At 72.5% G+C, this 22,765-nt stretch carries 21 protein-coding genes and 1 riboswitch; of the genes, 13 read left to right on the top strand and 8 right to left on the bottom strand.

Annotated features, from left to right (window positions below):
• The first annotated feature begins 158 nt into the window (after positions 1-158).
• The 7 genes from shc to ACGFYP_RS02950 all read left to right on the top strand — a co-directional run bounded on the left by shc (position 159) and on the right by ACGFYP_RS02950 (position 8,188).
• Positions 159-2,144 carry a squalene--hopene cyclase gene (gene shc / locus ACGFYP_RS02980; RefSeq protein ID WP_393485689.1) on the top strand — a complete coding sequence of 662 codons (1,986 nt, stop codon included), beginning with the start codon at positions 159-161 and terminating at the stop codon, positions 2,142-2,144.
• Complete coding sequence (locus ACGFYP_RS02975; RefSeq protein ID WP_393485687.1) at positions 2,144-2,812, top strand: 1-hydroxy-2-methyl-2-butenyl 4-diphosphate reductase; 669 nt, start codon at positions 2,144-2,146, stop codon at positions 2,810-2,812. Before shc ends, ACGFYP_RS02975 begins: the two co-directional genes overlap by 1 nt.
• A gap of 7 nt (positions 2,813-2,819) precedes the next feature.
• On the top strand, positions 2,820-3,842 hold the full coding sequence (hpnH, locus tag ACGFYP_RS02970; RefSeq protein WP_393485685.1) for an adenosyl-hopene transferase HpnH: 1,023 nt from the start codon (positions 2,820-2,822) through the stop codon (positions 3,840-3,842).
• Between the two features lie 126 nt (positions 3,843-3,968).
• A complete protein-coding gene (dxs, locus tag ACGFYP_RS02965) occupies positions 3,969-5,846 on the top strand; it encodes a 1-deoxy-D-xylulose-5-phosphate synthase (RefSeq protein ID WP_393485682.1) in 1,878 nt (625 codons plus the stop codon).
• A complete protein-coding gene (locus ACGFYP_RS02960; RefSeq protein WP_393485680.1) occupies positions 5,843-7,228 on the top strand; it encodes an aspartate aminotransferase family protein in 1,386 nt (461 codons plus the stop codon). Before dxs ends, ACGFYP_RS02960 begins: the two co-directional genes overlap by 4 nt.
• 97 nt (positions 7,229-7,325) lie before the next feature.
• The gene (locus tag ACGFYP_RS02955) at positions 7,326-8,012 is read left to right on the top strand and encodes a helix-turn-helix domain-containing protein (RefSeq protein ID WP_393485678.1); all 687 of its coding nucleotides are present in this window, start codon (positions 7,326-7,328) and stop codon (positions 8,010-8,012) included.
• 20 nt (positions 8,013-8,032) lie between these two features.
• Positions 8,033-8,188, top strand: a complete 156-nt coding sequence (locus tag ACGFYP_RS02950) for a DUF6126 family protein (RefSeq protein ID WP_361965918.1) — start codon at positions 8,033-8,035, stop codon at positions 8,186-8,188.
• 16 nt (positions 8,189-8,204) lie between these two features.
• Here ACGFYP_RS02950 and ACGFYP_RS02945 read toward each other — a convergent pair whose 3' ends face one another.
• Complete coding sequence (locus ACGFYP_RS02945; protein WP_393485675.1) at positions 8,205-9,017, bottom strand: tyrosine-protein phosphatase; 813 nt, start codon at positions 9,015-9,017, stop codon at positions 8,205-8,207.
• 360 nt (positions 9,018-9,377) lie between these two features.
• Positions 9,378-9,566, top strand: a riboswitch (cyclic di-AMP (ydaO/yuaA leader).
• Between the two features lie 4 nt (positions 9,567-9,570).
• Here ACGFYP_RS02945 and ACGFYP_RS02940 point away from each other — a divergent pair.
• Together ACGFYP_RS02940 and ACGFYP_RS02935 are read left to right on the top strand one after the other, a co-directional pair.
• Positions 9,571-10,542, top strand: a complete 972-nt coding sequence (locus ACGFYP_RS02940; RefSeq protein ID WP_393485673.1) for a peptidoglycan DD-metalloendopeptidase family protein — start codon at positions 9,571-9,573, stop codon at positions 10,540-10,542.
• Between the two features lie 168 nt (positions 10,543-10,710).
• Positions 10,711-11,523: an SGNH/GDSL hydrolase family protein gene (locus tag ACGFYP_RS02935; protein ID WP_393485671.1), complete on the top strand. Its 813-nt coding sequence runs from the start codon at positions 10,711-10,713 to the stop codon at positions 11,521-11,523.
• Here ACGFYP_RS02935 and ACGFYP_RS02930 read toward each other — a convergent pair.
• Genes ACGFYP_RS02930 through ACGFYP_RS02910 form a run of 5 tightly spaced genes read right to left on the bottom strand, consistent with a single transcriptional unit; the run spans position 11,510 to position 16,748 of the window.
• Positions 11,510-12,376, bottom strand: a complete 867-nt coding sequence (locus ACGFYP_RS02930) for an STM4011 family radical SAM protein (RefSeq protein ID WP_393485669.1) — start codon at positions 12,374-12,376, stop codon at positions 11,510-11,512. The two genes, ACGFYP_RS02935 and ACGFYP_RS02930, sit on opposite strands and share 14 nt — an antisense overlap.
• Before the next feature lie 10 nt (positions 12,377-12,386).
• A complete protein-coding gene (locus tag ACGFYP_RS02925) occupies positions 12,387-13,772 on the bottom strand; it encodes an STM4012 family radical SAM protein (RefSeq protein ID WP_393485667.1) in 1,386 nt (461 codons plus the stop codon).
• Positions 13,769-14,590, bottom strand: coding sequence for an STM4013/SEN3800 family hydrolase (locus ACGFYP_RS02920; protein ID WP_393485665.1), 822 nt, complete (start codon positions 14,588-14,590; stop codon positions 13,769-13,771). The genes ACGFYP_RS02925 and ACGFYP_RS02920 overlap by 4 nt, the downstream gene beginning before the upstream one ends.
• Positions 14,591-14,610: 20 nt before the next feature.
• On the bottom strand, positions 14,611-15,789 hold the full coding sequence (locus tag ACGFYP_RS02915) for an STM4014 family protein (protein ID WP_393485663.1): 1,179 nt from the start codon (positions 15,787-15,789) through the stop codon (positions 14,611-14,613).
• The gene (locus ACGFYP_RS02910; protein WP_393485661.1) at positions 15,786-16,748 is read right to left on the bottom strand and encodes an STM4015 family protein; all 963 of its coding nucleotides are present in this window, start codon (positions 16,746-16,748) and stop codon (positions 15,786-15,788) included. The genes ACGFYP_RS02915 and ACGFYP_RS02910 overlap by 4 nt, the downstream gene beginning before the upstream one ends.
• A gap of 165 nt (positions 16,749-16,913) precedes the next feature.
• Here ACGFYP_RS02910 and ACGFYP_RS02905 point away from each other — a divergent pair, with 165 nt between their 5' ends.
• The 3 genes from ACGFYP_RS02905 (at position 16,914) to ACGFYP_RS02895 (ending at position 19,332) form a co-directional block, all read left to right on the top strand.
• Complete coding sequence (locus tag ACGFYP_RS02905) at positions 16,914-17,240, top strand: hypothetical protein (protein ID WP_393485659.1); 327 nt, start codon at positions 16,914-16,916, stop codon at positions 17,238-17,240.
• A gap of 87 nt (positions 17,241-17,327) precedes the next feature.
• Positions 17,328-18,437 carry a DUF6745 domain-containing protein gene (locus ACGFYP_RS02900; protein ID WP_393485657.1) on the top strand — a complete coding sequence of 370 codons (1,110 nt, stop codon included), beginning with the start codon at positions 17,328-17,330 and terminating at the stop codon, positions 18,435-18,437.
• Between the two features lie 109 nt (positions 18,438-18,546).
• Positions 18,547-19,332 carry an SIMPL domain-containing protein gene (locus ACGFYP_RS02895; RefSeq protein WP_393485655.1) on the top strand — a complete coding sequence of 262 codons (786 nt, stop codon included), beginning with the start codon at positions 18,547-18,549 and terminating at the stop codon, positions 19,330-19,332.
• Positions 19,333-19,387: 55 nt separating this feature from the next.
• On the opposite strand, the gene ACGFYP_RS02890 is transcribed toward ACGFYP_RS02895, so the two are convergent.
• Positions 19,388-20,023 carry a TetR/AcrR family transcriptional regulator gene (locus tag ACGFYP_RS02890; RefSeq protein ID WP_393485653.1) on the bottom strand — a complete coding sequence of 212 codons (636 nt, stop codon included), beginning with the start codon at positions 20,021-20,023 and terminating at the stop codon, positions 19,388-19,390.
• Between the two features lie 150 nt (positions 20,024-20,173).
• Positions 20,174-21,352, bottom strand: coding sequence for a Glu/Leu/Phe/Val dehydrogenase dimerization domain-containing protein (locus ACGFYP_RS02885; protein ID WP_393485651.1), 1,179 nt, complete (start codon positions 21,350-21,352; stop codon positions 20,174-20,176).
• A gap of 136 nt (positions 21,353-21,488) precedes the next feature.
• Here ACGFYP_RS02885 and ACGFYP_RS02880 point away from each other — a divergent pair, with 136 nt between their 5' ends.
• Positions 21,489-22,697 carry an MBL fold metallo-hydrolase gene (locus ACGFYP_RS02880; protein WP_393485649.1) on the top strand — a complete coding sequence of 403 codons (1,209 nt, stop codon included), beginning with the start codon at positions 21,489-21,491 and terminating at the stop codon, positions 22,695-22,697.
• Positions 22,698-22,765: the final 68 nt, after the last annotated feature.

Here is a 22,765-nt window from a genome sequence, read left to right as displayed (position 1 = left end):
GGGCCCCCCCCCCCCGCGCGCCCCGCCTTGGGGTGCTTCGGCACTATATCAACACAACCCCCTTTTTTTGGGGGGGGGGGGGGGGGCGGGCCCCCCCCCCCCCCCCCCGACGGCAGACCCGATGAAGCAGAAGTATTCGACTGCACGAAGGGGAAGCCATGACAGCGACGACCGACGGAAGCGCCGGGGCCGTGGGCCCCCGAGCGGCCGCGGCCAGCGACACCACCGCCACCGCACCCGTGCTCGGCGGCCTCGAAGAGGCGGCCGCGCGGGCGGCGGAACGCTCCATCGCACACCTGCTCGGCCGCCAGGACGCGCAAGGCTGGTGGAAGGGCGACCTGGAGACCAACGTCACCATGGACGCCGAAGACCTCCTGCTGCGCCAGTTCCTCGGCATCCGGGACGAGGACACCACCCGCGCCTCCGCCCAGTACATCCGCGGCGAGCAGCGCGAGGACGGCACCTGGGCGGGCTTCTACGGCGGACCGGGCGAACTCTCCACCACCATCGAGGCGTACGTCGCGCTGCGCCTGGCCGGGGACCTGCCCGAGGACCCGCACATGGCCCGCGCCGCCGCCTGGATCCGGGACCGGGGCGGGATCGCCGCCTCCCGGGTCTTCACCCGGATCTGGCTCGCCCTCTTCGGCTGGTGGAAGTGGGACGACCTGCCCGAGCTGCCACCCGAGCTGATCTTCCTGCCGAGGTGGTTCCCGCTCAACATCTACGACTTCGGCTGCTGGGCCCGGCAGACCATCGTGCCGCTCACCGTGGTCTCCGCCAAGCGGCCGGTGCGGCCCGCACCCTTCCCGCTGGACGAGCTGCACACCGACCCGGCCCGGCCGAATCCGGCGAAACCCCTCGCACCCGCCGCGAGTTGGGACGGAGTCTTCCAGCGGCTCGACAAGGCGCTGCACGTCTACCACAAGGTCGCCCCGCGCCGACTGCGTACGGCCTCGATGAACGTCGCCGCCCGCTGGATCGTCGAACGCCAGGAGAACGACGGCTGTTGGGGCGGCATCCAGCCCCCCGCCGTCTACTCGGTGATCGCCCTGCACCTCCTCGGCTACGACCTCCAGCACCCGGTCATGCGGGCAGGACTTGAGTCGCTCGACCGCTTCGCCGTCCGGCGCGAGGACGGCTCGCGCATGATCGAGGCCTGCCAGTCGCCCGTCTGGGACACCTGCCTCGCCACGATCGCCCTCGCCGACGCGGGCCTCCCGGCCGACCACCCGGCGCTCGTGCGGGCCGCCGACTGGATGCTCGGCGAGGAGATCGTCCGGCCCGGCGACTGGGCCGTCCGTCGGCCCGGACTGCCCCCGGGCGGCTGGGCGTTCGAGTTCCACAACGACAACTACCCGGACATCGACGACACCGCCGAGGTCATCCTGGCGCTCCGCCGGGTGAGGCACCCCGACGCCTCCCGGACCGAGGCGGCCATCGCCAGGGGCGCCCGCTGGACCCTCGGCATGCAGTCGAAGAACGGCGCGTGGGGCGCGTTCGACGCCGACAACACCAGCCCCTTCCCCAACCGGCTGCCGTTCTGCGACTTCGGCGAGGTCATCGACCCGCCCTCGGCCGACGTCACCGCCCATGTCGTGGAGATGCTCGCCCACGAGGGCAAGGCCCATCACCCCCGTACCCGCAGGGGAGTCGAGTGGCTGCTCGCCGAACAGGAGCCGAACGGCGCCTGGTTCGGACGCTGGGGCGTCAACTACATCTACGGCACGGGCTCGGTGGTCCCGGCGCTGACCGCCGCAGGACTGCCCCGCTCCCACCCGGCGATCCGCCGGGCCGCCGGCTGGCTGGAGTCCGTACAGAACGAGGACGGCGGCTGGGGCGAGGACCTGCGCTCGTACAAGGAGCAGGCCTGGATCGGGCACGGCGTCTCGACCGCCTCGCAGACCGCCTGGGCGCTGCTCGCCCTGCTCGCGGCCGGCGGGCGCGACACCAAGGCGGTCGAACGGGGCGTCGCCTGGCTGGCCGGTACGCAGAACGCGGACGGCTCCTGGGACGAGCCGTACTTCACCGGAACCGGCTTCCCCTGGGACTTCTCCATCAACTACCACCTCTACCGGCAGGTGTTCCCGCTCACGGCCCTCGGCCGCTACGTGAACGGCGAACCGGCCCTGTCCAGGGAGGACTGATGGGCGACGAGCCGGGGCCACCGGCCGGCTCCGCGGCGCCGCTGCTGATCGCCTGCGCGCTCGGCATCGAGCAGCTCGCCCTGCGCAGCGGCGACCGGGCCGGCGCGCCCGGCGCCTTCACCGTCGTGCGGACCGGCATGGGTCCTGTCCACGCCCGCCGCGGCGTCGCCCGGGCCCTCGACCGGGAGCCCTGGCGTGACGCGGCCGTCATCGCCTCGGGCTTCTGCGCCGGGCTCGCCCCCGGGATGCACCCCGGAGACCTGATCGTCGCCGACGAGACACGGGGCGCACCGGGCGGCCCCGACCCCGCCACGGCCTGCACCGGGACCGAGCTCCTGGTGAAGGCCCTGACCCGGGCGCTGCCCGGGCGCACCGTCCACACCGGGCCGCTGACCGGCTCCGACCACGTCGTCCGGGGCCACGAGCGCGCCGAGCTGCGGGCCACCGGCGCCATCGCCGTCGACATGGAGTCGGCCGCCACGCTCCGTACCGCGCTGGCGGCCGGACCGCGTCCGGTTGCGGCCGTACGGGTGGTCGTGGACGCTCCAGAACATGAACTGGTCCGGATCGGCACGGTACGCGGTGGAATATCGGCGTTCCGTGTTCTTCGTGCCGTCCTTCCCGCATTCTTCGAATGGCACCGTTCTTTGCTGCTCCCCAGGAGGTGAGCGAGTTATGGCCATGCCGCTCCGTCAGACCGTCCGGGTCGGGACCTATCTCTTCGAACAGAAGCTCCGCAAGCGGGACAAGTTCCCGCTCATCGTCGAACTGGAGCCCCTGTTCGCCTGCAATCTCGCGTGTGAGGGCTGCGGAAAGATCCAGCACCCGGCCGGTGTGCTCAAGCAGCGGATGCCGGTCGCCCAGGCCGTCGGCGCCGTCCTGGAGTCCGGGGCGCCGATGGTCTCCATCGCGGGCGGCGAGCCCCTGATGCATCCTCAGATCGACGAGATCGTGCGCCAGTTGGTGGCGAAGAAGAAGTACGTCTTCCTCTGCACCAACGCGATGCTGATGCGCAAGAAGCTGGAGAAGTTCACCCCCTCCCCGTACTTCGCCTTCGCGGTGCACATCGACGGGCTGCGCGAGCGGCACGACGAATCCGTCGCCAAGGAGGGCGTGTTCGACGAGGCGGTGGCGGCGATCAAGGAGGCCAAGCGGCAGGGCTTCCGGGTCACCACCAACTCGACCTTCTTCAACACCGACACCCCGCAGACCATCATCGAGGTGCTCAACTACCTCAACGACGACCTCCAGGTCGACGAGATGATGATCTCCCCGGCGTACGCCTACGAGAAGGCCCCCGACCAGGAGCACTTCCTCGGCGTCGAACAGACCCGCGAACTCTTCAAGAAGGCCTTCGCGGGCGGCAACCGGCGCCGGTGGCGGCTCAACCACTCGCCGCTCTTCCTGGACTTCCTGGAGGGCAAGGCGGACTTCCCGTGCACCGCGTGGGCGATCCCGAACTACTCGCTCTTCGGCTGGCAGCGACCCTGCTACCTGATGAGCGACGGCTACGTCCCCACGTACCGGGAGCTGATCGAGGAGACCGACTGGGACAAGTACGGCCGGGGCAAGGACCCGCGCTGCGCCAACTGCATGGCGCACTGCGGCTACGAGCCGACGGCCGTCCTCGCCACCATGGGCTCGCTGAAGGAGTCCCTGAGGGCGGCCCGCGAGACGGTCTCGGGCAACCGCGGATGACACGACCGCGGATGACGTGACGCGTACGGGAGGGCCCGCTGCACCACCGCGCGCGGGCCTCCCGTACCGCCGAGCACGGCCGCACGGCCGAGGGCGTACCTGCCGATCGACGAAAGGGGGCCGAGCATGACGATTCTGGAGAGCATCCGGGGGCCGCGCGACCTCCGGCCGCTGAGCGGCGCGGAGCTCGACGAACTGGCGGAGGAGATCCGGCAGTTCCTCATCCACGCGGTCGCCAGGACGGGGGGCCATCTGGGACCCAACCTCGGCGTGGTGGAGCTGACCATCGCGCTGCACCGGGTCTTCGACTCACCCGACGACCGGATCCTCTGGGACACCGGGCACCAGAGCTACGTCCACAAACTCCTCACCGGACGCCAGGACTTCTCCAAGCTGCGCTGCAAGGGCGGGCTCTCCGGCTACCCCTCCCGAGAGGAGTCGGCCCACGACGTCATCGAGAACTCGCACGCCTCGACGGTCCTCGGCTGGGCCGACGGTCTCGCCAAGGCCAACGAGGTCCTGGAGAAGGGCGACCACGTGGTCGCCGTCATCGGTGACGGCGCCCTGACCGGCGGCATGGCCTGGGAGGCGCTCAACAACATCGCCGCCGCCCGCGACCGGCCCCTGATCGTCGTGGTCAACGACAACGAGCGTTCCTACGCCCCGACGATCGGCGGGCTCGCCGACCACCTGGCCGCCCTGCGGACCACCGACGGGTACGAGCGGGTCCTCTCCTGGGGCAAGGACGTCCTGCAGCACACGCCCGTGATCGGACAGCCGCTCTACGGCTCGCTGCACGGCGCGAAGAAGGGGTTCAAGGACGCGTTCGCCCCGCAGGGGCTCTTCGAGGACCTGGGGCTCAAGTACGTCGGTCCCGTCGACGGCCACGACCTCGCAGCCGTCGAATCCGCCCTGCGCCGGGCCCAGCGCTTCCACGGGCCGGTCCTGGTGCACTGCCTCACCGAGAAGGGCCGCGGCTACCGCCCGGCCCTGGAGGACGAGGCGGACCGCTTCCACGCCGTCGGCGCCATGGACCCGGTCACCTGCGAGCCGCTCGCCCCCTCGGCCGGCCCCTCCTGGACCTCCGTCTTCGGGGACGCGATCGCCGAGATCGGGGCCGAGCGACCGGACGTCGTCGCGATCACCGCGGCCATGCTCCACCCCGTCGGCCTCACGAAGTTCGCCGAGCTCTTCCCCGACCGGGTCTGGGACGTCGGCATCGCCGAGCAGCACGCCGTCGTCTCGGCCGCCGGCCTGGCCACCGGCGGACTCCACCCGGTGGTGGCCGTCTACGCGACCTTCCTCAACCGCGCCTTCGACCAGCTGCTCATGGACGTCGCCCTGCACAGGTGCGGCGTCACCTTCGTCCTCGACCGGGCGGGCGTGACCGGCACGGACGGCCCCTCCCACAACGGCATGTGGGACCTCTCCGTCCTCCAGGTCGTGCCGGGACTGCGGATCGCCGCCCCGCGCGACGCCGACGAGCTGCGCGCCCAGCTGCGCGAGGCCGTCGCCGTCGACGACGCACCGACCGTGCTGCGCTTCCCCAAGGAGACGGTGGGCGCGCCGGTCCCGGCCGTCGACCGGATCGGCTCGATGGACGTGCTCCTCCGGGACGAGGACGCCGACGTGCTCCTCGTCTCCGTCGGCGTCATGGCCGAGGCCTGCCTCCAGGCCGCCGATCTGCTCGCCGGACGCGGCATCCGCTGCACCGTGGTCGACCCCCGCTGGGTCAAACCGGTCGACGAGGCCCTCGCCCCGCTCGCCGAACGACACCGCATGGTGGCCGTCGTCGAGGACGGCGTCCGCACCGGTGGAGTCGGGGCCGCCGTCGGCCAGGCCCTGCGCGACGCGGGCGTCGACGTCCCCCTGAGGACCTTCGGGATCCCCGAACAGTTCCTCGCCCACGCCAAGCGCGGCGAGGTGCTCGCCGACCTCGGCCTCACCCCGGTGGAGATCGCCGGGAGCATCAGCGCCGCACTGACCCGGAAGAAGGGGCGATGAGCAAGGAGTTCGACCTCTCGGCACTGCTCGCCGAACGCGGCGCGGAGCGCTACGAGCTGCACACCCGGTACCTCAACCACCAGCTTCCGCGCATGCTGCACACGATCGGCTTCGACAAGGTCTACGAACGGGCCGAGGGCGCCCACTTCTGGGACGCCGACGGCGAGGACCACCTCGACATGCTGGCCGGCTTCGGCGTCATGGGCCTCGGCCGGCACCACCCCGTCGTCCGCCAGGCCCTCCACGACGTCCTCGACGCCCAGCTCGCCGACCTCACCCGCTTCGACTGCCAGCCGCTGCCCGGCCTGCTCGCCGAGAAGCTGCTCGCCCACAGCCCGCACCTCGACCGGGTCTTCTTCGGCAACAGCGGTACGGAGGCGGTGGAGACCGCCCTGAAGTTCGCCCGGTACGCCACCGGGAAGCCCAGGATCCTCTACTGCTCCCACGCCTTCCACGGCCTGACCACGGGTGCCCTCTCGGTCAACGGCGAGAAGGGCTTCCGGGACGGCTTCGCCCCGCTGCTGCCCGACACCGCGATCGGCCTCGGCGACCTCGACGCCCTGGAGCGGGAGCTCCGCGAGGGCGACGTGGCGGGCTTCGTGGTCGAGCCCATCCAGGGCAAGGGCGTGCACGAGGCTCCGCCCGGCTTCCTGCGCGCCGCCCAGGAGCTGCTGCACCGGCACGGGGCCCTGCTGATCGCCGACGAGGTGCAGACCGGCCTCGGCAGGACCGGGGACTTCTACGCGTACCAGCACGAGGAGGGTGTCGAACCGGACCTGCTCTGTGTCGCCAAGGCGCTCTCCGGCGGGTACGTGCCCGTAGGCGCGACGCTCGGCAAGGACTGGATCTTCAAGAAGGTCTACTCGTCCATGGACCGCGTCCTCGTCCACTCCGCCAGCTTCGGATCGAACGCCCAGGCCATGGCCGCCGGGCTCGCCGTGCTCTCGGTGATGGAGAACGAGGGGACGGTGGCGCACGCGCGGCGGATCGGCGAGCTGCTCTCCTCGCGCCTGAAGGAGCTGGTGCCGCGCTACGAGCTGCTGCACGAGATCCGAGGGCGCGGGCTGATGATCGGGATCGAGTTCGGGCGGCCCTCGTCGCTCGGGCTGCGCAGCCGGTGGACGATGCTGCAGGCCGCCCGTAAGGGCCTCTTCGCGCAGATGGTCGTCGTGCCACTGCTCCAGCGCCACCGGATCCTGACCCAGGTGTCGGGCGACCATCTGGAGGTGATCAAGCTGATCCCGCCGCTGGTCATCGACGAGGCCGACGTGGACCGCTTCGTGACCGCGTTCACGGCGGTGATGGACGACGCCCACGGTGGCGGCGGGCTGATGTGGGACTTCGGGAAGACGCTGGTCAAGCAGGCGGTCGCGCAGCGCTGACGGGCGGGCGATCCGTTCCGTAAGCGCACGGGGCGTGGATCTTTGCCTCTGGGGCAAGAAATTTGCCTCAGAGGGAAGATCCTGGCGAAATGGAGGCATGGAGCACCTCCCCGGGGAGCCGTCCCCGGACCCTGCCGCACCGGACCTTGCCGCACCGGGCCCTGCCGCACCGGATCCCGAGTCATCCGATCCGACCGCCGCCGTCCTGCCGGACGTCGCACCGCAGCTGCGCGGCCTGCGCCGGCGTCGCGGGCTGACCCTGGAGGCCGCCGCGCAGCGGGCCGGACTCTCCCCGGCCCATCTCTCCCGGCTCGAGACGGGCCACCGGCAACCCTCGCTCCCGATGCTGCTCGCCCTGGCCCGTATCTACGGTACGACGGTCTCGGCGCTCCTGGGCGAGGTTCCGGCCGAGCGCGATCCGATCGTCCGGGCCGGCCGGTCCGAGCCCGTCGAGGCCGACGGCTGGACCTACCGCCAGGCCGGGGGAGCGGGCCGCGCCCTGCAGGCGCTCCGCGTCCACGTGCCGTACGCCACCCGGGCCGACATCGTGCGCGTCCATCCCGGGGAGGAGTGGCTGCACGTCCTCGACGGGCAGGTGCGCCTCTCGCTCGGCGACGCCGTCCATGTCCTGGATCCCGGGGACAGCGCGCACTTCGACTCGCTCACCCCGCACCGCATCGGCGCCGCCGGTCGCGGCGGGGCCGAGCTGCTCTTCGTCCACACGCTGATGCAGAGCCCCGCCGCCGAGCTGTGCCTTGGTGACGGCGCACCGCATCTGCGCTGAGCCCTCCGGAAAGGACCGATATGTCCGAGAAGTTCAAGCCGGTCACCGGCGAGGAGCGCGAGGCCGGTAAGTTCCCCAAGGGGCTGGTGCTCCGCCTCTTCGCCTACCTCGTGGCGGGGCACCTCTTCGCCGGCTTCCTCTATCTGCTGTTCGCCCTCGGCGCGCAGAACCAGTGACCAGGCAGGGGCGCGGTCACGCCTCGACGACGAGCCGCTCGCGCAGCCGCGCACGGGTCTCCGGGGTGAGCTTCAGGCCCTCGGTCAGGTAGTTCTCGACCGTCCCCCAGGTCTGCTCCATCGTCTCGAACGCGGCCCGCAGGTACTCCACCCGCGCGTCGAACAGCGGGCTGATCAGCTCCATCACCTCGGGCGCCATCGCGTCCGCGGAGGTGGAGCTGCGGCGCACCTTGTAGCGGCGGTGCGGGTCGTTCGACTTGACGTAGTCGGCCTCGACCGCCTCGCGCTCGACGCCCACGGCGAGCAGTGAGATCGCGATCGAGAGGCCGGCCCGGTCCTTGCCGGCCGCGCAGTGCATGAGCGCGGGGACGCTGTCCTCGGCGAGCGCGTGCAGGATGCGGCTGTGCTCCGCGGTCCGCTCGACGATCATCTGCCGGTACGAATCGGACATTCGGGTCGCGGCCTTGCCGTCCCCCAGGATGGCGCGGAGCTGCTCCAGCTCGCCGGACCTGACGAGCTTCCAGAACTCCTTGCCGTCGGCCGGGTCGTTGAGCGGTATGTTCACGTTCCGTACGCCGGGCAGTTCGACGTCCGGGCCCTCGATCCTCACGTCGGCCTGATTGCGGAAGTCGAAGATCGTGTGGAGTCCGAGGGTGGAGAGGAACGCCGCGTCCTCCTCGGTCGCGTGGGCGAGGTGGCCGCTGCGGAAGAGGCGGCCGAACCGCACCGAACCGCCGTCCACGGTCGGCAGTCCGCCCACGTCCCGGAAGTTGCGTACCCCGGTGAGCTCGGGTTCGGTCGACGGGACCTGCGGCAGCTGCTGCGTCACGAGTGCTCCTGAAGGTTGACGGATCGCGATCGGTTCCTGATCGACTCCTGGGCCAATCATCCCGGGTGCCCGGGGTCGTGCGCACCCCTGGGTAGGGGATTGGGTGTTCTGTCCGAATTGGACCCTTCGGTATAACGCGCCCTGATTGCAGGGGAGATGGTATTCGGGGCGTGAGCAGCGTCATAAAGGTGACGGACCGTGCCTGATCGTCCGAGGTAATTCCCGTACCGGAAAAGGAAATCGATCCACCGTCATCCACGGAGGGTGACCGGAATTCGGTACGGATATCACGCCGCGGAATGCGAACGGAAACCGGCGGCTTGTTCGCCTCGACCCCGCTCGTCTAGCGTCACCGTCAATCCGGTCGGACCGCCGAATCCTGCCACCGTCCGGAATCCGCACCCATCCACGTACGGCAGGAGCGGGGGACCCAGGTAAGTACGCCGCACCGGTCTATCCGGACGGCTTGGGGTGAAGCCGCGTGAGAACGCGGCCGGACATCTCCAGTCCGAACCCGACAGCTCACCTCGTAGGCGACGGAGAGGAATTCGCCATGCCCGCGAAGGGTAAGCATCGCCGTCCCAAGGTCAACCCGATCACGCGCGGATTCGTCGCCGCCGGTACCGGCGGCGCCGTCGTCGCCCTGCCGCTGCTCGGCGCGACCGGAGCCCACGCCGCCGAGAAGGCCGCTCCGACCGTGACGCCCGAGAAGGCCGTCACCGCCGTCGCCGCCGCTCAGGCGAAGGCCGCTCCGGCCGCCGCCCCCACCGCGAAGCCGAAGACGTACTCCGTCGTCCCCGGCGACTACCTGTCGAAGATCGCCGCCGAGTACCACCTCGCGGGCGGCTGGCAGAAGCTCTACTCCGACAACCGCCAGGTCGTCGGCGAGGACCCGTCGCTGATCCTGCCCGGCATGAAGCTCACCCTCGGCGCCAAGTCGACGGCCAAGGTCGCCCCGAAGGCCGCGCCCAAGGCTGCCCCGAAGGCCGCGCCCAAGGCTGAGAAGAAGTCCTCCTCCGACGCGAGCGAGTCGCGCAGCTCCCGCTCCTCCGACCGCGGCACCGTGGCGTCCACCCAGGACTCCGCTGCGACGCAGTCCGCCCCCGCGAAGACCTCCTCCTCCGGCTGGGTCGCCCCGGTCGACGGCGGCGTCTCCACCCCGTACCGGGCCTCCGGCTCGATGTGGTCCTCCGGCTACCACACCGGTGTCGACTTCATCGCCTCCTCCGGCACCTCGGTCAAGGCCGTCGGTGCGGGCACCGTCCACTCGGCCGGCTGGAGCGGCGCGTACGGCAACGAGGTCGTCATCCAGCACGCCGACGGCACGTACTCCCAGTACGCCCACCTCTCCTCCCTCTCCGTCTCCGCCGGGCAGTCCGTCACGGGCGGCCAGCAGATCGGCCTCTCCGGTTCGACCGGCAACTCCAGTGGCCCGCACCTGCACTTCGAGATCCGCACCGGTCCGAGCTACGGCGCGGACATCGACCCGCTGGCGTACCTGCGCCAGCACGGCGTCGGCATCTGACGCTTCCGCGTCACCCGCAGCACCCCACAGGGGCCCGGCACTTCGGTGTGCCGGGCCCCTGCGGTGTATTCCGGCTTGGTGGAATCTTGACCGGTGGCGTATCTCACCCGGCGTCAACCCCTCCTTACGGTCGCGTAGGTCACATGTGTAAGGGAAAGATGAACTCCCGTGGCAGACGATTCGAGATCAAGAGACATGAACGCATTCGGGTCGTACGCGGCGATCGGGGACAGCTTCACCGAGGGCGTGGGAGATCCGGGGCCCGACGGGAAGTACGTCGGCTGGGCGGACCGCTTCGCGGTGCTGCTCGCCGACCAATTGCCGGAGCACGACGCATTCCGTTACGCCAACCTGGCCGTCCGAGGCCGCCTTCTCGACCAGATCGTGGCGGAGCAGGTCCCGCGGGCCAAGGAACTCGCCCCCGACCTGGTGAGCTTCTGCGCGGGCGGCAACGACATCATCCGCCCCGGCACCGACCCCGACGACGTCGCCGAGCGCTTCGAGCGCGCCGTCGCCGACCTCACCTCGGCCGTCGGCACGGTGATGGTGACGACCGGCTTCGACACCCGCGACGTACCCGTCCTGCGGCACCTGCGCGGCAAGATCGCCACGTACACCGCCCACGTCCGGGCCATCGCCGACCGCTACGACTGCCCGGTCCTCGACCTGTGGTCGCTCAAGTCCGTGCAGGACAGGCGGGCCTGGGACGACGACCGGCTGCACCTCTCGGCCGAGGGGCACACCCGGGTCGCGCTGCGCGCCGCCCAGGTCCTCGGCATGGAGGTGCCGGCCGACCCGGACCAGGCCTGGCCGCCGCTGCCGCCGAGGGGGACCCTGGAGGTCCGCCGCGACGACATCCACTGGGCCAAGGAGTACCTCGTCCCATGGATCGGACGGCGCCTGCGGGGGGAGAGCTCGGGCGACCACGTGGCGGCCAAGCGGCCCGACCTCATGCCGCTCGGCGACCTCATGCCCCTCTGAACGACCCGTCGAGAGCGGCCGGGATCCGTTCCAGTACCCCGCCCGCGAACACGTCGTACAGCGGCAGCGTCTCCAGATGCACGTAGCCGATGTGGCAGTCGCAGACGGCGAGCGGGCAGGCGCGCGGGCGGAGGGCGGCGCGGTACGAACCGTCGTACAGATTGCCCAGCTCGGCCTTGACGAAGTGGCAGCGGCGCACGGTCCCTTCGCCGTCCACGGAGATCACCGACTCGCCGGTCCGGCAGGGGAGACCGGCGGAGCGGTGCGGATGGCGGCTGTACGGGAAGAGGGGGTCGAGGGCCGTCCAGCCCTCGGCCTCCTCGTCGGTGTACGTGTGTCCCTCGGCCGCGTTCACCCAGAGGTAGACCTCCGGCGGGAGGTCCGCGCGCAGGCGCAGGGCGTGCTCCCGGTGCTCGGGCAGGCCGACGACCCCGACGCTGAACCGGGTGCCCCTGGCCGCCAGCGCGCGGCACTTCGCGAGGAAGCGGTCGTACGGCGTCTGGCCGGGGTGGTACGTGCACCAGAGCGCGAGGGTCCCGGGGTCGGCCTCGGCCAGCCACTCCGTGCGGCAGCTCAGATTGGTCTGGATCGCCACCCGCTCGATGTGCGGCAGGTGGGACAGCTCGGTGAGGGGGCGCCGGTACCAGGAGCGGACCAGGCCCTCGCCCCACGGTGTGAAGAGGATCCTCAGCCGGTCGCCGGTCCGCTCCACCGCCCAGGCAGAGAATCGCTCCAGCGCGGCGCGGTCGGCCCGGAGCTGCTCGCGGCTGTCACGGCGCTTGGCGAAGGGGCAGTAGGGACAGTCGTAGTCGCAGGAGGCGAGCGGCCCCCGGTACAGGATCGTCAGGTCCACGGCCGCGCCCCTACTTCGGCTCGTAGGCGGCCATCGCCGCCCGGACGGCCGGGGAGAAGAGGGCGGGGCCGAGCGCGTCCGAGTGCGCCAGACCCTCGGAGGAGAGCCGCAGCAGCCCTGCGGGCGCCGTCGGATCCAGCCAGCCGAGCGCCTCGAAGCGGCCCAGCTCGTCGGGGAAGTCCGCGAAGGGCGACGCGCCGAACCGCTCCTCGTACTCCCCGGTCGGCATGCCCCGGGCCTGGAGGAGCGACTGGAGCAGATGGCGACGGCGCGCCTCGCCCGCGTCGACCCAGCGACCCACCCGGGCCCGGGTGAAGTCCTCCGTCGCGGTGTAGTCGTCGATGATCGCGCGGATCTCCCGCATCTCGACGGCGTAGTCGAAGGAGTAGTGCAGCGACGAGGTGTACGAGCGGGCGCCGCAGCCAAGGCCGATCATGCCGTCGGTCTGGCACGCGTAGTCGTCGGCGCCCTGCGGCGGGGCGTCGGCGCGCCGGAACATGCGCATCGACACCTGCTCGTAGCCCCGCGCGAGCAGATGGTCCCGGCCGTGGCGGTAGAGCCGCAGCCGCTGCTCGTCCCACGCGCGGTCGGCGGTCGCCGTGAGCCGGCCGAGGCCGGTGAGGGGACGGACGTACAGGGGATAGAGATAGAGCTCCTCGGGCCGCCAGGCGAGGGCGGCGTCGAGCGAGTGGGTCCAGGTCTGCTCGGTCTGGCCGTCGATGCCGTAGATCAGATCGATGTTGAGGACGGGGACGCCGGCCTCGCGGATCCGTCCGAGCGCGGCCTCGACCTCGGCACGGCGCTGGGGACGTACGGCGGCGCGGGCCTCCGCCTCCACGAAGCTCTGCACCCCGATGCTGAGCCGGGTGGCTCCGCGCTCGGCGAGGACCGCGAGCCGGTCGGCGGTCGCCGTCGACGGGGAGGTCTCGACGGAGAGCGGGACGGCACGCAGGTCGACGCCCATCCGCTTCTCGGCGATGTCGCAGAGCCGGTCCAGTTCGGCGGCGGTGAGGAAGGTGGGGGTGCCGCCGCCGAAGGCGGCCGTGGCGAAGCGGACGGGGGCGCTGTCGCCGAGCGTCTGGCTGTCGCTGACCGCCTGGCCCCTGCTGAGCGTCTGGCTCTGGCCGAGCGCCTCGCGGACGGCGGTCGCCTGGCGGTCCAGGGCGTCGAGGTAGCGGGTCGTCAGCTCGTCCGGGGCGCCGATCCGGGTGAAGAGGTTGCAGAAGCCGCAGCGGACCTCGCAGAAGGGTATGTGGGCGTAGAGGGAGAGCGCGTCCTTCGGCTCGCCCCGCCAGAGCGGGGCGAGCGAGGGCGTCGGGTCGGGGAGCGGGCGGTACGCCGTCTTGTGCGGGTAGGCGTAGACGTAACTCTCGTACGGTCGCGGTGACTCGGTCATGCGAGACCCTCCGTGCGCGGGCCGTCCAGGACGAACTGGGCGTACGGGACGGTCCAGACGACCTCGTGGCCGAGCCGGTGACCGGTGAAGCCGTCCTCTCCGTACGCGGTGCCGTGGTCCGAGCAGACGATCGCGAAGCAGGGGCGGCGGCTGCTCATGGCGGCGAAGAGGCGCCCGATGTGCCGGTCGACGTAAGTGAGGGCGGCCGCGTGCGAGGCGCGGGTGTCGCCGGACGCCCGGGTCCCGCCCGGGAGATGGAACCAGTTGGGCTGGTGGAGCGCGGAGACGTTGACGAAGAGGAAGAGCCGCTGCTCGGGCGGGCACGCGGCGACGATCTCCTCGGCCCTCGTCACCTGGGACTCGAAGGAGGTGGGGGAGGCGACGCCGAAGGAGGGCTCCCAGTGGCTCTCCTGGAACAGCCCCGGCAGCACCGAACCGAGTGGGCCCTGCCCGTTGAAGAAGCCGACGCCACCGACGCACGCGGTGCGGTAGCCCTCCTTGGCCAGGCCGGAGACGAGGCCGGGGGTGTCGTACACGAACGTGCCGTCGGCGGTGGTCTCGCTGCCCGCGAACCGCGCGGCGAAGAGCCGGGGGTGCGGGCCGGGGGCGGCAGGGGTCGGCAGGAACCCGGCGAAGATCGCCTGGTGGGAGGCGTACGTGAAGCTGCCGGGGGCGTGTCGACGCTCCCAGCCTCCGCCGGGGAGGTGCCGGGCCAGGTTCGGGATGCGGCCCGCGGCGGCGAGCTCGGCGGCCACGTCGTACCGGAGGGTGTCGAGCGTGACCAGGAGGAGGTCGTGGCTGCCCACGATCTCGTTCATGTCGGGTGCGTGCTGCCGGTTCACGTGGTGCTCGTTCCTGTGGTGCGGGTGGTGCTTGTGCTTGTTGTGATGGGGGTGGTGCTCGTGGGGCGGTTGGGGGTGCCGCAGAGGAGTGCGGCGACCTGGGCGGCGTAGGTGTCCAGGCCTTCGGCGCCGCTGCCCGGCAGGCCGGTGAGGCCGGGGAGCAGATCGCCGAAGGCGTTGACCTCGCCGACGGCGAAGCGCCGCCAGCCGACGGCCGGCAGCAGATCGATCCCGACGCACCGCGTGCCCGGGAAGGCGTCGGCCGCTCGCTCGCACACGTCCATCGCGTCCCCCCACCGGCCGCCCGCCGCCGAGATCGCCGCGCGCGCGGCGCCCAGGTCGCCCCGGGCGCCGCCGAGATGGAGGTTGGTCATCGGGGAGCGGCTGGTCCGGACGACGGCGTGGGTGGCGCGCCCGTCGATCACGACCACCCGCAGGTCGGCCGCCCGGCCGTGCTGCACCGCCTTCGGTAGCCAGCGCTCGATGTGCAGCCCGTCCGGGGCGAGCGCGTCCACGATCGCGGCGACCTCGCGCTCGGTCGTGTAGCGCCGCACCCGCAGGGAGTTGAAGAGGCGTCCGTCCGGGGCCCGTTCCACGGAGGTGGTGGCCTGGACGCGCCCGGTGCCGTTCGTCTCCACGGCCAGGACCCCCGACGCGGACGAGCCGTGCGCGAGCTTCACGAAGACCCGGGGCAGCCCGAAGCCCGCCATGAGGGAGCGGACGTCCGCCCAGTCCCGTACGGGCTGGCCGTCCGGGCCGGACGTCGGCGATTCCGGCACCGGGACCCCGGCCTCGCGCAGCCGGGCGTGGGCGAGCCGCTTGTCGAACAGCACCGCGGGCTCGGCGGGATCGTCGATCAGGACGGCCCCCGCCTCGCCGACGGTCCGGGCGAGTCGCGCCGTGGCGGCCGTGAACGACTCGTACCAGCGGGCCGTTCCCTCGACCCGGGTCGGGTCGTCCGTACCGCGCAACAGCCGCTCGACGTCCGCGTCCTCGCCGGGCGACTCGAGCCGTACCGTCTCGCCCGGGTGGAACCGTCCCCCGCCCCGCAGGACGTCGAGCCAGGGCTCGACCCGCGCCTCGGGCAGCCCGGCCGCGCGCACCGCGTCGCGGAAGTACCCGACCCGGCGGTTGTCCGGATTGCCGACCACGACGAGGCGCGGGGAAGGGGTCATTCGGCGACCGCGACGTACCGGAAGACCTCGCCGTCGCCGTCGTCCTCCGGCTCCTGAGCGTCGTCGACGTCGACCGTCACGCCGTACGGCGTGAGGGCGTCGACGATCCGCTCGCTCATCTTCTCGCTGAGGTAGTGGTGGGAGAGGTCGAGGTGCGTGAGGTGGGTGAGCGGCTGCCCCACGAGCAGCGCCTCGGCGCCCTCGTCGGTGAGCGTGCCCATCGACAGGTCGAGGCGGTCGAGCCGGGCGACGACCGGGGCGCCCGCCACGGCGGCGGCGATCTCGTCCTGGAGCACGCTGTTGCGCAGGGCGAGGTCGCGCAGGGCGGGGAAGCCGGTGCCGGCGAGCACCGGCGCCAGGTCGTCGACCGTGGAATCGCCGCCGTACTCGTCCGTGCCGAGCCAGAGGTCCAGCTTCTCGAGCGCGGGCAGGTCACTGCCCGCGATGCCGCGCACGACATCGGCACCGAGACCGCCCGACTCCACCACGAGCGTGCGCAGCGCGGTGTGCCGGACGGAGGGGAAGGCCAACTCCGTTCCACCGCGCACACCCAGCTCCCGCAGACGGGGGTAGGCGGCGAGGAGCGGCGTCACGTCGGACTGCTGGATCCAACTGATCTCGCAGTCCTCGAACGTCATGTCGCCGAGGAACAGGGCCTCAAGGGAGGTGAGCCGGTCCTCCGCGGCCTCGACGAGCGCGGTGACGATCGCCGCGGAGGAGGTGTCGTACGCCTCGTCCCAGCCGCCGACGACCAGCGCGCGGACCCGGTGCGTGTCGACGCCTGCGAGGAAACGGGCGAAGACCTGCTCCCACTGCTCGTCGTCCGGTCCGCAGTACGTCGGAGCGGAGACCCGCCAGGCCACGGAGTCCGGGTCCGGCAGTTCGACGACGGCGTCACGGTCCGGGAAGTCGAACACGGGCAGGCCGTGGAACTCCTGCATATCTCCCGAAATGGTCATGAGTGCTCCAGACACCGGACGGCGATGATCGGCTGACGCGAGCAGTTGTACCAAGCCCCACCGACAACGCCGTGCGCCGGGGCGGTCGGAGGCCGTTGTCAGTGGCTGCCTCTAGCGTCGAATGCGTGGTCGACACAGCCCGTGCCCACCACGGAGGGGAGAGCCATGTACCGGCAGGGAGACGTGCTCATCGTGCCCGTCGCGGAGACGGCGGTGCCCGCGCACGCCAAGGAGACGGCGGGGGAGCCGAGGGACGCCAGGGGCCGGCTGGTCCTGGCGCTCGGCGAGGTGACCGGACACGCCCACGCGATCCCGGGCCCCGGACGACTGGTGCGCGAGCCCGGACCGTTCGGGCCGTTCCTGCTCGAACTGCCCGCGGGCGGACGGGTGGTGCACGAGGAGCACGCCCCGATCCCGCTGCCGAAGGGCTGGTACCGGGTGGTGCGGCAGCGGGAGTACACACCGGGTGCGTTCCGGATCGTCGCGGACTGACAGGGAGCAGACATGGCAGGGGGAGACATGAGCGAGGGAGACATGAGCGGGGGAGACGTGTCAGGGGGAGACATGGAAGGGACATCGATGACGGTGGACAGGTGGCGGGCCGTCGCGGCCGCCACCGGGGCGGCCGACCGGGCGGCGGCGGAGGCGGGGGTACGGCTCGCGTACGCCACGGCCGGGCTCGCTGAGCCGGAGCGGATCGTCTGGGCGCAGTCGCCCCGGGCGGCGGTCGCGCTCGTGCGGGGACTGACCGACGCGGGGCGCTCGGTACGGGACGAGGTCCGCACCCGGCCCTGGGCGGAGGAGCGCCGCCGGGTCCACGACGAACTCGGCCCCCGGGGCTGGACGGCGCTGTGGTCGAGCACCGGGGCGCCGCTCTGGGACACCACGCGGGCGCTCGCGGACCGGATACGGTCCGCGGTGGTGGACGGCCTCGTCCAAGGGCCGGCCGAGACGCCGGCCGAGGGACAGGCCGAAGCTACGGCCGATACATCCGGTGGAGCCTCCTCCGAGGCGCCCGCGGACGGCGCGTCCGTCGACGCACCCGACGGGGTCCGGGAAGAGGCCGCCGCCGTACGTCTGGTGCTGCTCGACGCCGTCCTCGGCCAGCACGACGCGGCCTGGCTCGCCGCCTTCGACGGGCGGGGCGAACGCCTCGCCGGGCTCGCGGCGGTCGCCGAGAACGCGGGTTGGTGGTGGCCGTACGAGAAGGCCGCCGTGGTGTGCGAACGACCCGTCGAGCTGCACCGGGACGAGGCCGGACGCCTGGACCGGGGCGACGGCCCGGCGCTCGCCTTCGGCGACGGCTTCGCGCTGCACGCCTGGCGGGGCATGGCCGTGCCGGCGGAGTTCCTCGCCGAACTCGGCGGGCTCACCCCGGAGCGCATACGCGCCGAGGAGAACGCCGAACTGCGCCGCGTGATGCTGGAGTTCTACGGCTACGAGCGCTATCTCGCCGAGTCCGGCGCCGAGCCGGTGGCCCGGGACGAGGCGGGCGTGCTCTGGCGGATCGAGCTCGTGGACGACGAGGACGTGGTCATGGTCGAGGTGGTCAACGCGACCCCGGAGCCGGACGGGACCTTCCGTACGTACTGGCTGCGCGTGCCGCCCCGGACGAGGACCGCGCGTGAGGGCGTCGCGTGGACCTTCGGGCTCGCGGAGGCGGCCTACGAGCCGCTCGTGCAGACCTGAGCGGGTGACCGGGCGGTCGTGGCACCCGGGCGGGCAGCCGGGGCGGTGCTGGGATGGGCGCGGCCGGGAACACCCCGCCCGGCACCGACCCCCGTCGAAGGGACCGCTCGTGACGATCCGTCGCCATCCCCGCCGCACCCGTGTCCACGTCCGAGTCCTGCGCCGCGCGGCGGTCGTGGGCGTGGTGCTCGGCGCCGTCACGCTCGCGGGTGGCGCGTCGCCCGCCCTCGCGGGTGCGCCGTCGGCGGGGCCCGCCGACGTCCGGGCCGCCGCCCCGGCGACCCTCTCCGTGACCGGGACAGGACGGGCCTCGGCCGCGCCCGATCTCGCGGTGCTCTCGGTCGCGGTCGAGGCGCGCGGCAAGACCGCCAAGGAGGCGATGGAGGCTCAGAACCGGGCCGCGAAGAAGCTGCTCGACGCGTTGCGGAAGGAGTCCGTCGAGGACCGGGACATCCGTACCGACAGCCTCTCCCTCTCGCCGGTGTACGCCCAGACCGCCGAGGGGGACAGCAAGGTGACGGGCTACCAGGCGGCGCAGAGCTTCTCCGCGAAGATCCGGGACGTCGACAGGGCGGGCCAGGTCATCGGGGCCGTCACCGAGGCGACCGGAGACGCGGGCCGGGTCAACGGCGTGAGCTTCGACGTCGCGGACCGGAGCGGGCTGCGGGCCAAGGCCCGCGAGATCGCTCACAAGGACGCCCACGACAAGGCCGCGCAGCACGCGCGGCTGAGCGGGCACCGGCTCGGTCGGCTCGTGTCCCTGTCCGAGACCGACGGCGGGGGTTCCGGTATCGGAGCCGTACCGGAGATGCCCGCCGACGCTCCGGGCGTCCCGCTCGCCCCCGGCGAGGTCGAGGAGCAGGTGACGGTCACGGCCGTGTACGAGCTGATCTGAGGAGCCCGGATGGTGGCGGGCGACCAGGAGCGCGGGCGCCTGGGCGCGGGTCGTCCTACGGGGTCGGCGGGGCGTCCGGGGCGTCCGGTGCGTCAAGGGACGGCAGGCCGAGCTCGCGGGCCAAGGCGGCGTCGGCCCACTCCAGCATGGCGGCGCGGGAGAGCGACCCGGCGTACGACGTCATCTGCACGGCGAGCCCGTCAAGGAAGGCGGTCAGTCGCCAGGCCGCGCCCGCCGGGTCGGCGCACGGGAACTCCCCGGCCGCCGCACCCTCGGCGATCACCCTGGTGAGGGCCGCCTTCCACTGCTGGTCGAGCGCCCCGGCGACCTCCCGCAGCGCCGGCTCGCGCAGACAGGCCGCCCAGCCCTCGATCCAGAGCCGCCAGCCCTTGGCCTGCCCGGTCGGCGCGTACCAGCGGACGGCCGCGCGCAGACGGCGCAGGGCGGTGGTCCGTCGCCCCAGGAGCCGGCGCAGGTGTGCGAGGTCGCCCTCGGCGGCGTACGCGAACGCCTCCGCGACGAGCTTCTCCTTGGTGGAGAAGTGGTAGAGCACCAGCGCGTTGCTGACCCCGAGGGCCGAGGCGACATCGGCGATCCGGACGGCCGCCACACCGCGCGCCTCGATCTGCTCGACGGCGGCCCGGAGCAGCTCTTCCCGCCGTTCCGCCACGCTCAACCGCACTCTCGCCACGCCGGCCAGCCTACACAGACCATGCCACGGGCAAGATCATTTGCGCGGCGGGCGGGCAGGAGGGCAGGCGGGTGCGCGCGTGCGGTCCGGCTCCGAGGCCGGTGAGGCCGGTGGGGGTGTAGAGGTCGGCGGGGGTGGTGGGGCAGCAGGTCAGTACCAGCCGTACCGCTCCGCGATCTCCGGCAGTCGCTCCTCGACCAGCGCGTGGGCCGCGTCGCGCGGGGTGGAGCCGTCCGCCTCCGCCCGGTCCAGCGTCCGGCCGACCAGGGCGCGCATGGCCGCGCGGATGTGGGCGAAGGCCTCGTCCGGGTCGGCGGTGATGTCGCCGAAGAGGGTCCACCACCACCAGGCGTTGGTGGCGGAATTGACGACCACGTCCGGCAGGACCGTGATCCCGCGCGCTGCGAGGAGTTCCTCCGCGTCGGGGATGACCGGCATGTTGGCCGCCTCGACGACCAGACGGGCCGTGATCCCCGCCTGGTTCCGGGTGTCGATCGCGTAGGAGACGGCGGCCGGGACGAGCACCTCCGCGTCGGCCGCGAGCCAGGCGTCGCCGGGCTCCTCCCGGTCCCCGGGGCGCAGCACGGCGCGGTCCACGGTCCCGTGGGCGTCGCGCGCCGCCAGGAGCGCCTCGACGTCGAGCCCGTCCGGGTTGGTGATCGTGCCCCGCACGTCGGCCACCGCCACGACCGTGAGTCCGGCCCGGGACAGGAAGCGTGCGGTGGCCCCGCCCATGGTCCCGAAGCCCTGCACGGAGACCCGGGTGCCGGCGTACGGCAGGCCCGCCCGATCAAGGGCCACCAGGACCGATTCGGCGACCCCGCAGCCGCCCGCCAGCTCGTCGAGGCCGATCCCGTCCACCTCGGCCTCGAACGCGTCCGCGAGCCTGCGCCGGGCCCGCGCCTCGTCGTCCAGGAGCGGGTAGACGGCCTGGATCGAGGAGACGAGACCGGCCTCGGCCGCCGCCCTGTCGACCAGGTCCTGGGTGAGACCGAGGTCCTCGCCCGTGGTCCAGAAGCGTTCGATGTAGGGGCGCATCGCCCGCAGGTAGCGGACCAGGATGCCGTACGCCTCGGGCGAGCGCGGATCGCAGTCGATTCCGCCCTTGGCGCCGCCCAGGGGGACGTACCGGCTCTTCGGGTCGTAGTGCAGGGCCTCCTTCATGGTCATCCCGCGCGCGAGCCCGGCCACCTCCGCCGACGTGCACCCCTCCCGCATCCGCAGCCCACCGCTGCACACGCCCCGCACCAGCCGGTCGATCACCAGGTGCCCCTGTCGGCCGGTGACAGGATCCGACCAGGTCAGCGAGATCAGCGGGGCGGTGCTCATGGTGTTCTCCGGGGGGATGCGGCAGGGGGGACGCGGCGAGGTCGCTACTGAATGGGCGTTCAGTATCGCGCATCGCCCAGGTCGGGAGCGGCGCGGGCCGACCATAATGGAACGACCCCGACCATCAGGAGGTCCCGTGACCGGCACCGGCTCCGACCATTCGCTGCGGGCCAGGCTGCGCGCCCTGCGGCCCGAGGCCTTCGGCGCGGATCCCGCTGGGGAGCGCCTGGAGCGCATTCGCCGCTCGCCGAACTTCGCGGACGGCGTCTTCCAGAACCCCGTGGCCGCCCGGCACCGGCCCACCGGCTCCACCGTCGAGTTCGCGAAGATCTACTTCCAGAAGGAGGCCCGGGCGCGCCGGGCCCCCAGCGGCACGATCCCCGTGCACGCCACCACCCTGGCCGACCTCGCCAAGCCCCCGGTCTCCGGCCTCCGCCTCACCTGGATGGGGCACTCCAGCGTCCTCGCGGAGATCGACGGCCACCGGGTCCTCTTCGACCCGGTCTGGGGCGACCGCTGCTCGCCCTTCGCCTTCGCCGGGCCCAAGCGCCTGCACCCGGTGCCGCTGCCGCTCGCCGCGCTCGGCCCGGTCGACGTCGTCGTGATCTCCCACGACCACTACGACCACCTCGACCTGCCCACGATCAAGGCGCTGGCCTCCACGAACACCCTCTTCGCCGTACCGCTGGGCGTCGGCGCCCACCTGGAGCGCTGGGGGGTGCCGGCCTCGCGGCTGCGCGAGCTGGACTGGAACGAGTCCACCGAGGTCGGGGACCTGCGGCTGACCGCGACGCCCGCCCGCCACTTCTGCGGCCGGGGCCTGCGCAACACCCAGCACACCCTCTGGGCCTCCTGGGTCGTCACGGGCCCCGCGCACCGGATCTACCACAGCGGCGACACCGGCTACTTCCCGGGCTTCGCGGAGATCGGCGCCGCGCACGGCCCCTTCGACGCCACGATGATCCAGATCGGCGCGTACAGCGAGTACTGGCCGGACATCCACATGACCCCCGCCGAGGGCGTCCAGGCCCACCTCGACCTGCAGGGAGGGCGCCCGCACGGCGTGCTCCTGCCGATCCACTGGGGCACCTTCAACCTGGCCCCGCACGCGTGGGCCGAGCCGGGGGAGTGGACGGGTGACGCCGGCAAGGAGCTCGGCCAGCCGGTCGCCTCCCCCCGCCCGGGCGAGCCCTTCGAGCCCACCGGTACCCTCCCCGCCGACCCCTGGTGGCGCGCGGTGTCCCAGCCGCTCACCCGTGCGTGGCACGCGCCCGAGCGGGTCCAGGCCGCCACCCCCGCCGCCGAGACGCGGGACAGCGACCTCGACCTCGCCGGCGACCGCTGAGGGCAGGTCCTGGCGTCCGCGAGCGGGGCGTCGATGCGAACGCGAATGCGAAGGTGAACGGCGGCGGG

It is taken from the genome of Streptomyces sp. NPDC048370 (assembly GCF_043200825.1).
In the GTDB taxonomy this organism is placed as follows: domain Bacteria; phylum Actinomycetota; class Actinomycetes; order Streptomycetales; family Streptomycetaceae; genus Streptomyces.
The sequence above is the reverse complement of the archived record's forward strand: the minus strand, read 5'-3'. Positions and strand labels throughout refer to the sequence as shown.

Coding starts and splice junctions, on each gene's coding strand:
- shc (WP_393485689.1), top strand. CDS start 159: ATGACAGCGACGACCGACGGAAGCGCCGGGGCCGTGGGCCCCCGAGCG.
- ACGFYP_RS02975 (WP_393485687.1), top strand. CDS start 2,144: ATGGGCGACGAGCCGGGGCCACCGGCCGGCTCCGCGGCGCCGCTGCTG.
- hpnH (WP_393485685.1), top strand. CDS start 2,820: ATGGCCATGCCGCTCCGTCAGACCGTCCGGGTCGGGACCTATCTCTTC.
- dxs (WP_393485682.1), top strand. CDS start 3,969: ATGACGATTCTGGAGAGCATCCGGGGGCCGCGCGACCTCCGGCCGCTG.
- ACGFYP_RS02960 (WP_393485680.1), top strand. CDS start 5,843: ATGAGCAAGGAGTTCGACCTCTCGGCACTGCTCGCCGAACGCGGCGCG.
- ACGFYP_RS02955 (WP_393485678.1), top strand. CDS start 7,326: ATGGAGCACCTCCCCGGGGAGCCGTCCCCGGACCCTGCCGCACCGGAC.
- ACGFYP_RS02950 (WP_361965918.1), top strand. CDS start 8,033: ATGTCCGAGAAGTTCAAGCCGGTCACCGGCGAGGAGCGCGAGGCCGGT.
- ACGFYP_RS02940 (WP_393485673.1), top strand. CDS start 9,571: ATGCCCGCGAAGGGTAAGCATCGCCGTCCCAAGGTCAACCCGATCACG.
- ACGFYP_RS02925 (WP_393485667.1), bottom strand. CDS start 13,772: ATGACCGAGTCACCGCGACCGTACGAGAGTTACGTCTACGCCTACCCG.
- ACGFYP_RS02920 (WP_393485665.1), bottom strand. CDS start 14,590: ATGAACGAGATCGTGGGCAGCCACGACCTCCTCCTGGTCACGCTCGAC.
- ACGFYP_RS02915 (WP_393485663.1), bottom strand. CDS start 15,789: ATGACCCCTTCCCCGCGCCTCGTCGTGGTCGGCAATCCGGACAACCGC.
- ACGFYP_RS02910 (WP_393485661.1), bottom strand. CDS start 16,748: ATGACCATTTCGGGAGATATGCAGGAGTTCCACGGCCTGCCCGTGTTC.
- ACGFYP_RS02905 (WP_393485659.1), top strand. CDS start 16,914: ATGTACCGGCAGGGAGACGTGCTCATCGTGCCCGTCGCGGAGACGGCG.
- ACGFYP_RS02900 (WP_393485657.1), top strand. CDS start 17,328: ATGACGGTGGACAGGTGGCGGGCCGTCGCGGCCGCCACCGGGGCGGCC.
- ACGFYP_RS02885 (WP_393485651.1), bottom strand. CDS start 21,352: ATGAGCACCGCCCCGCTGATCTCGCTGACCTGGTCGGATCCTGTCACC.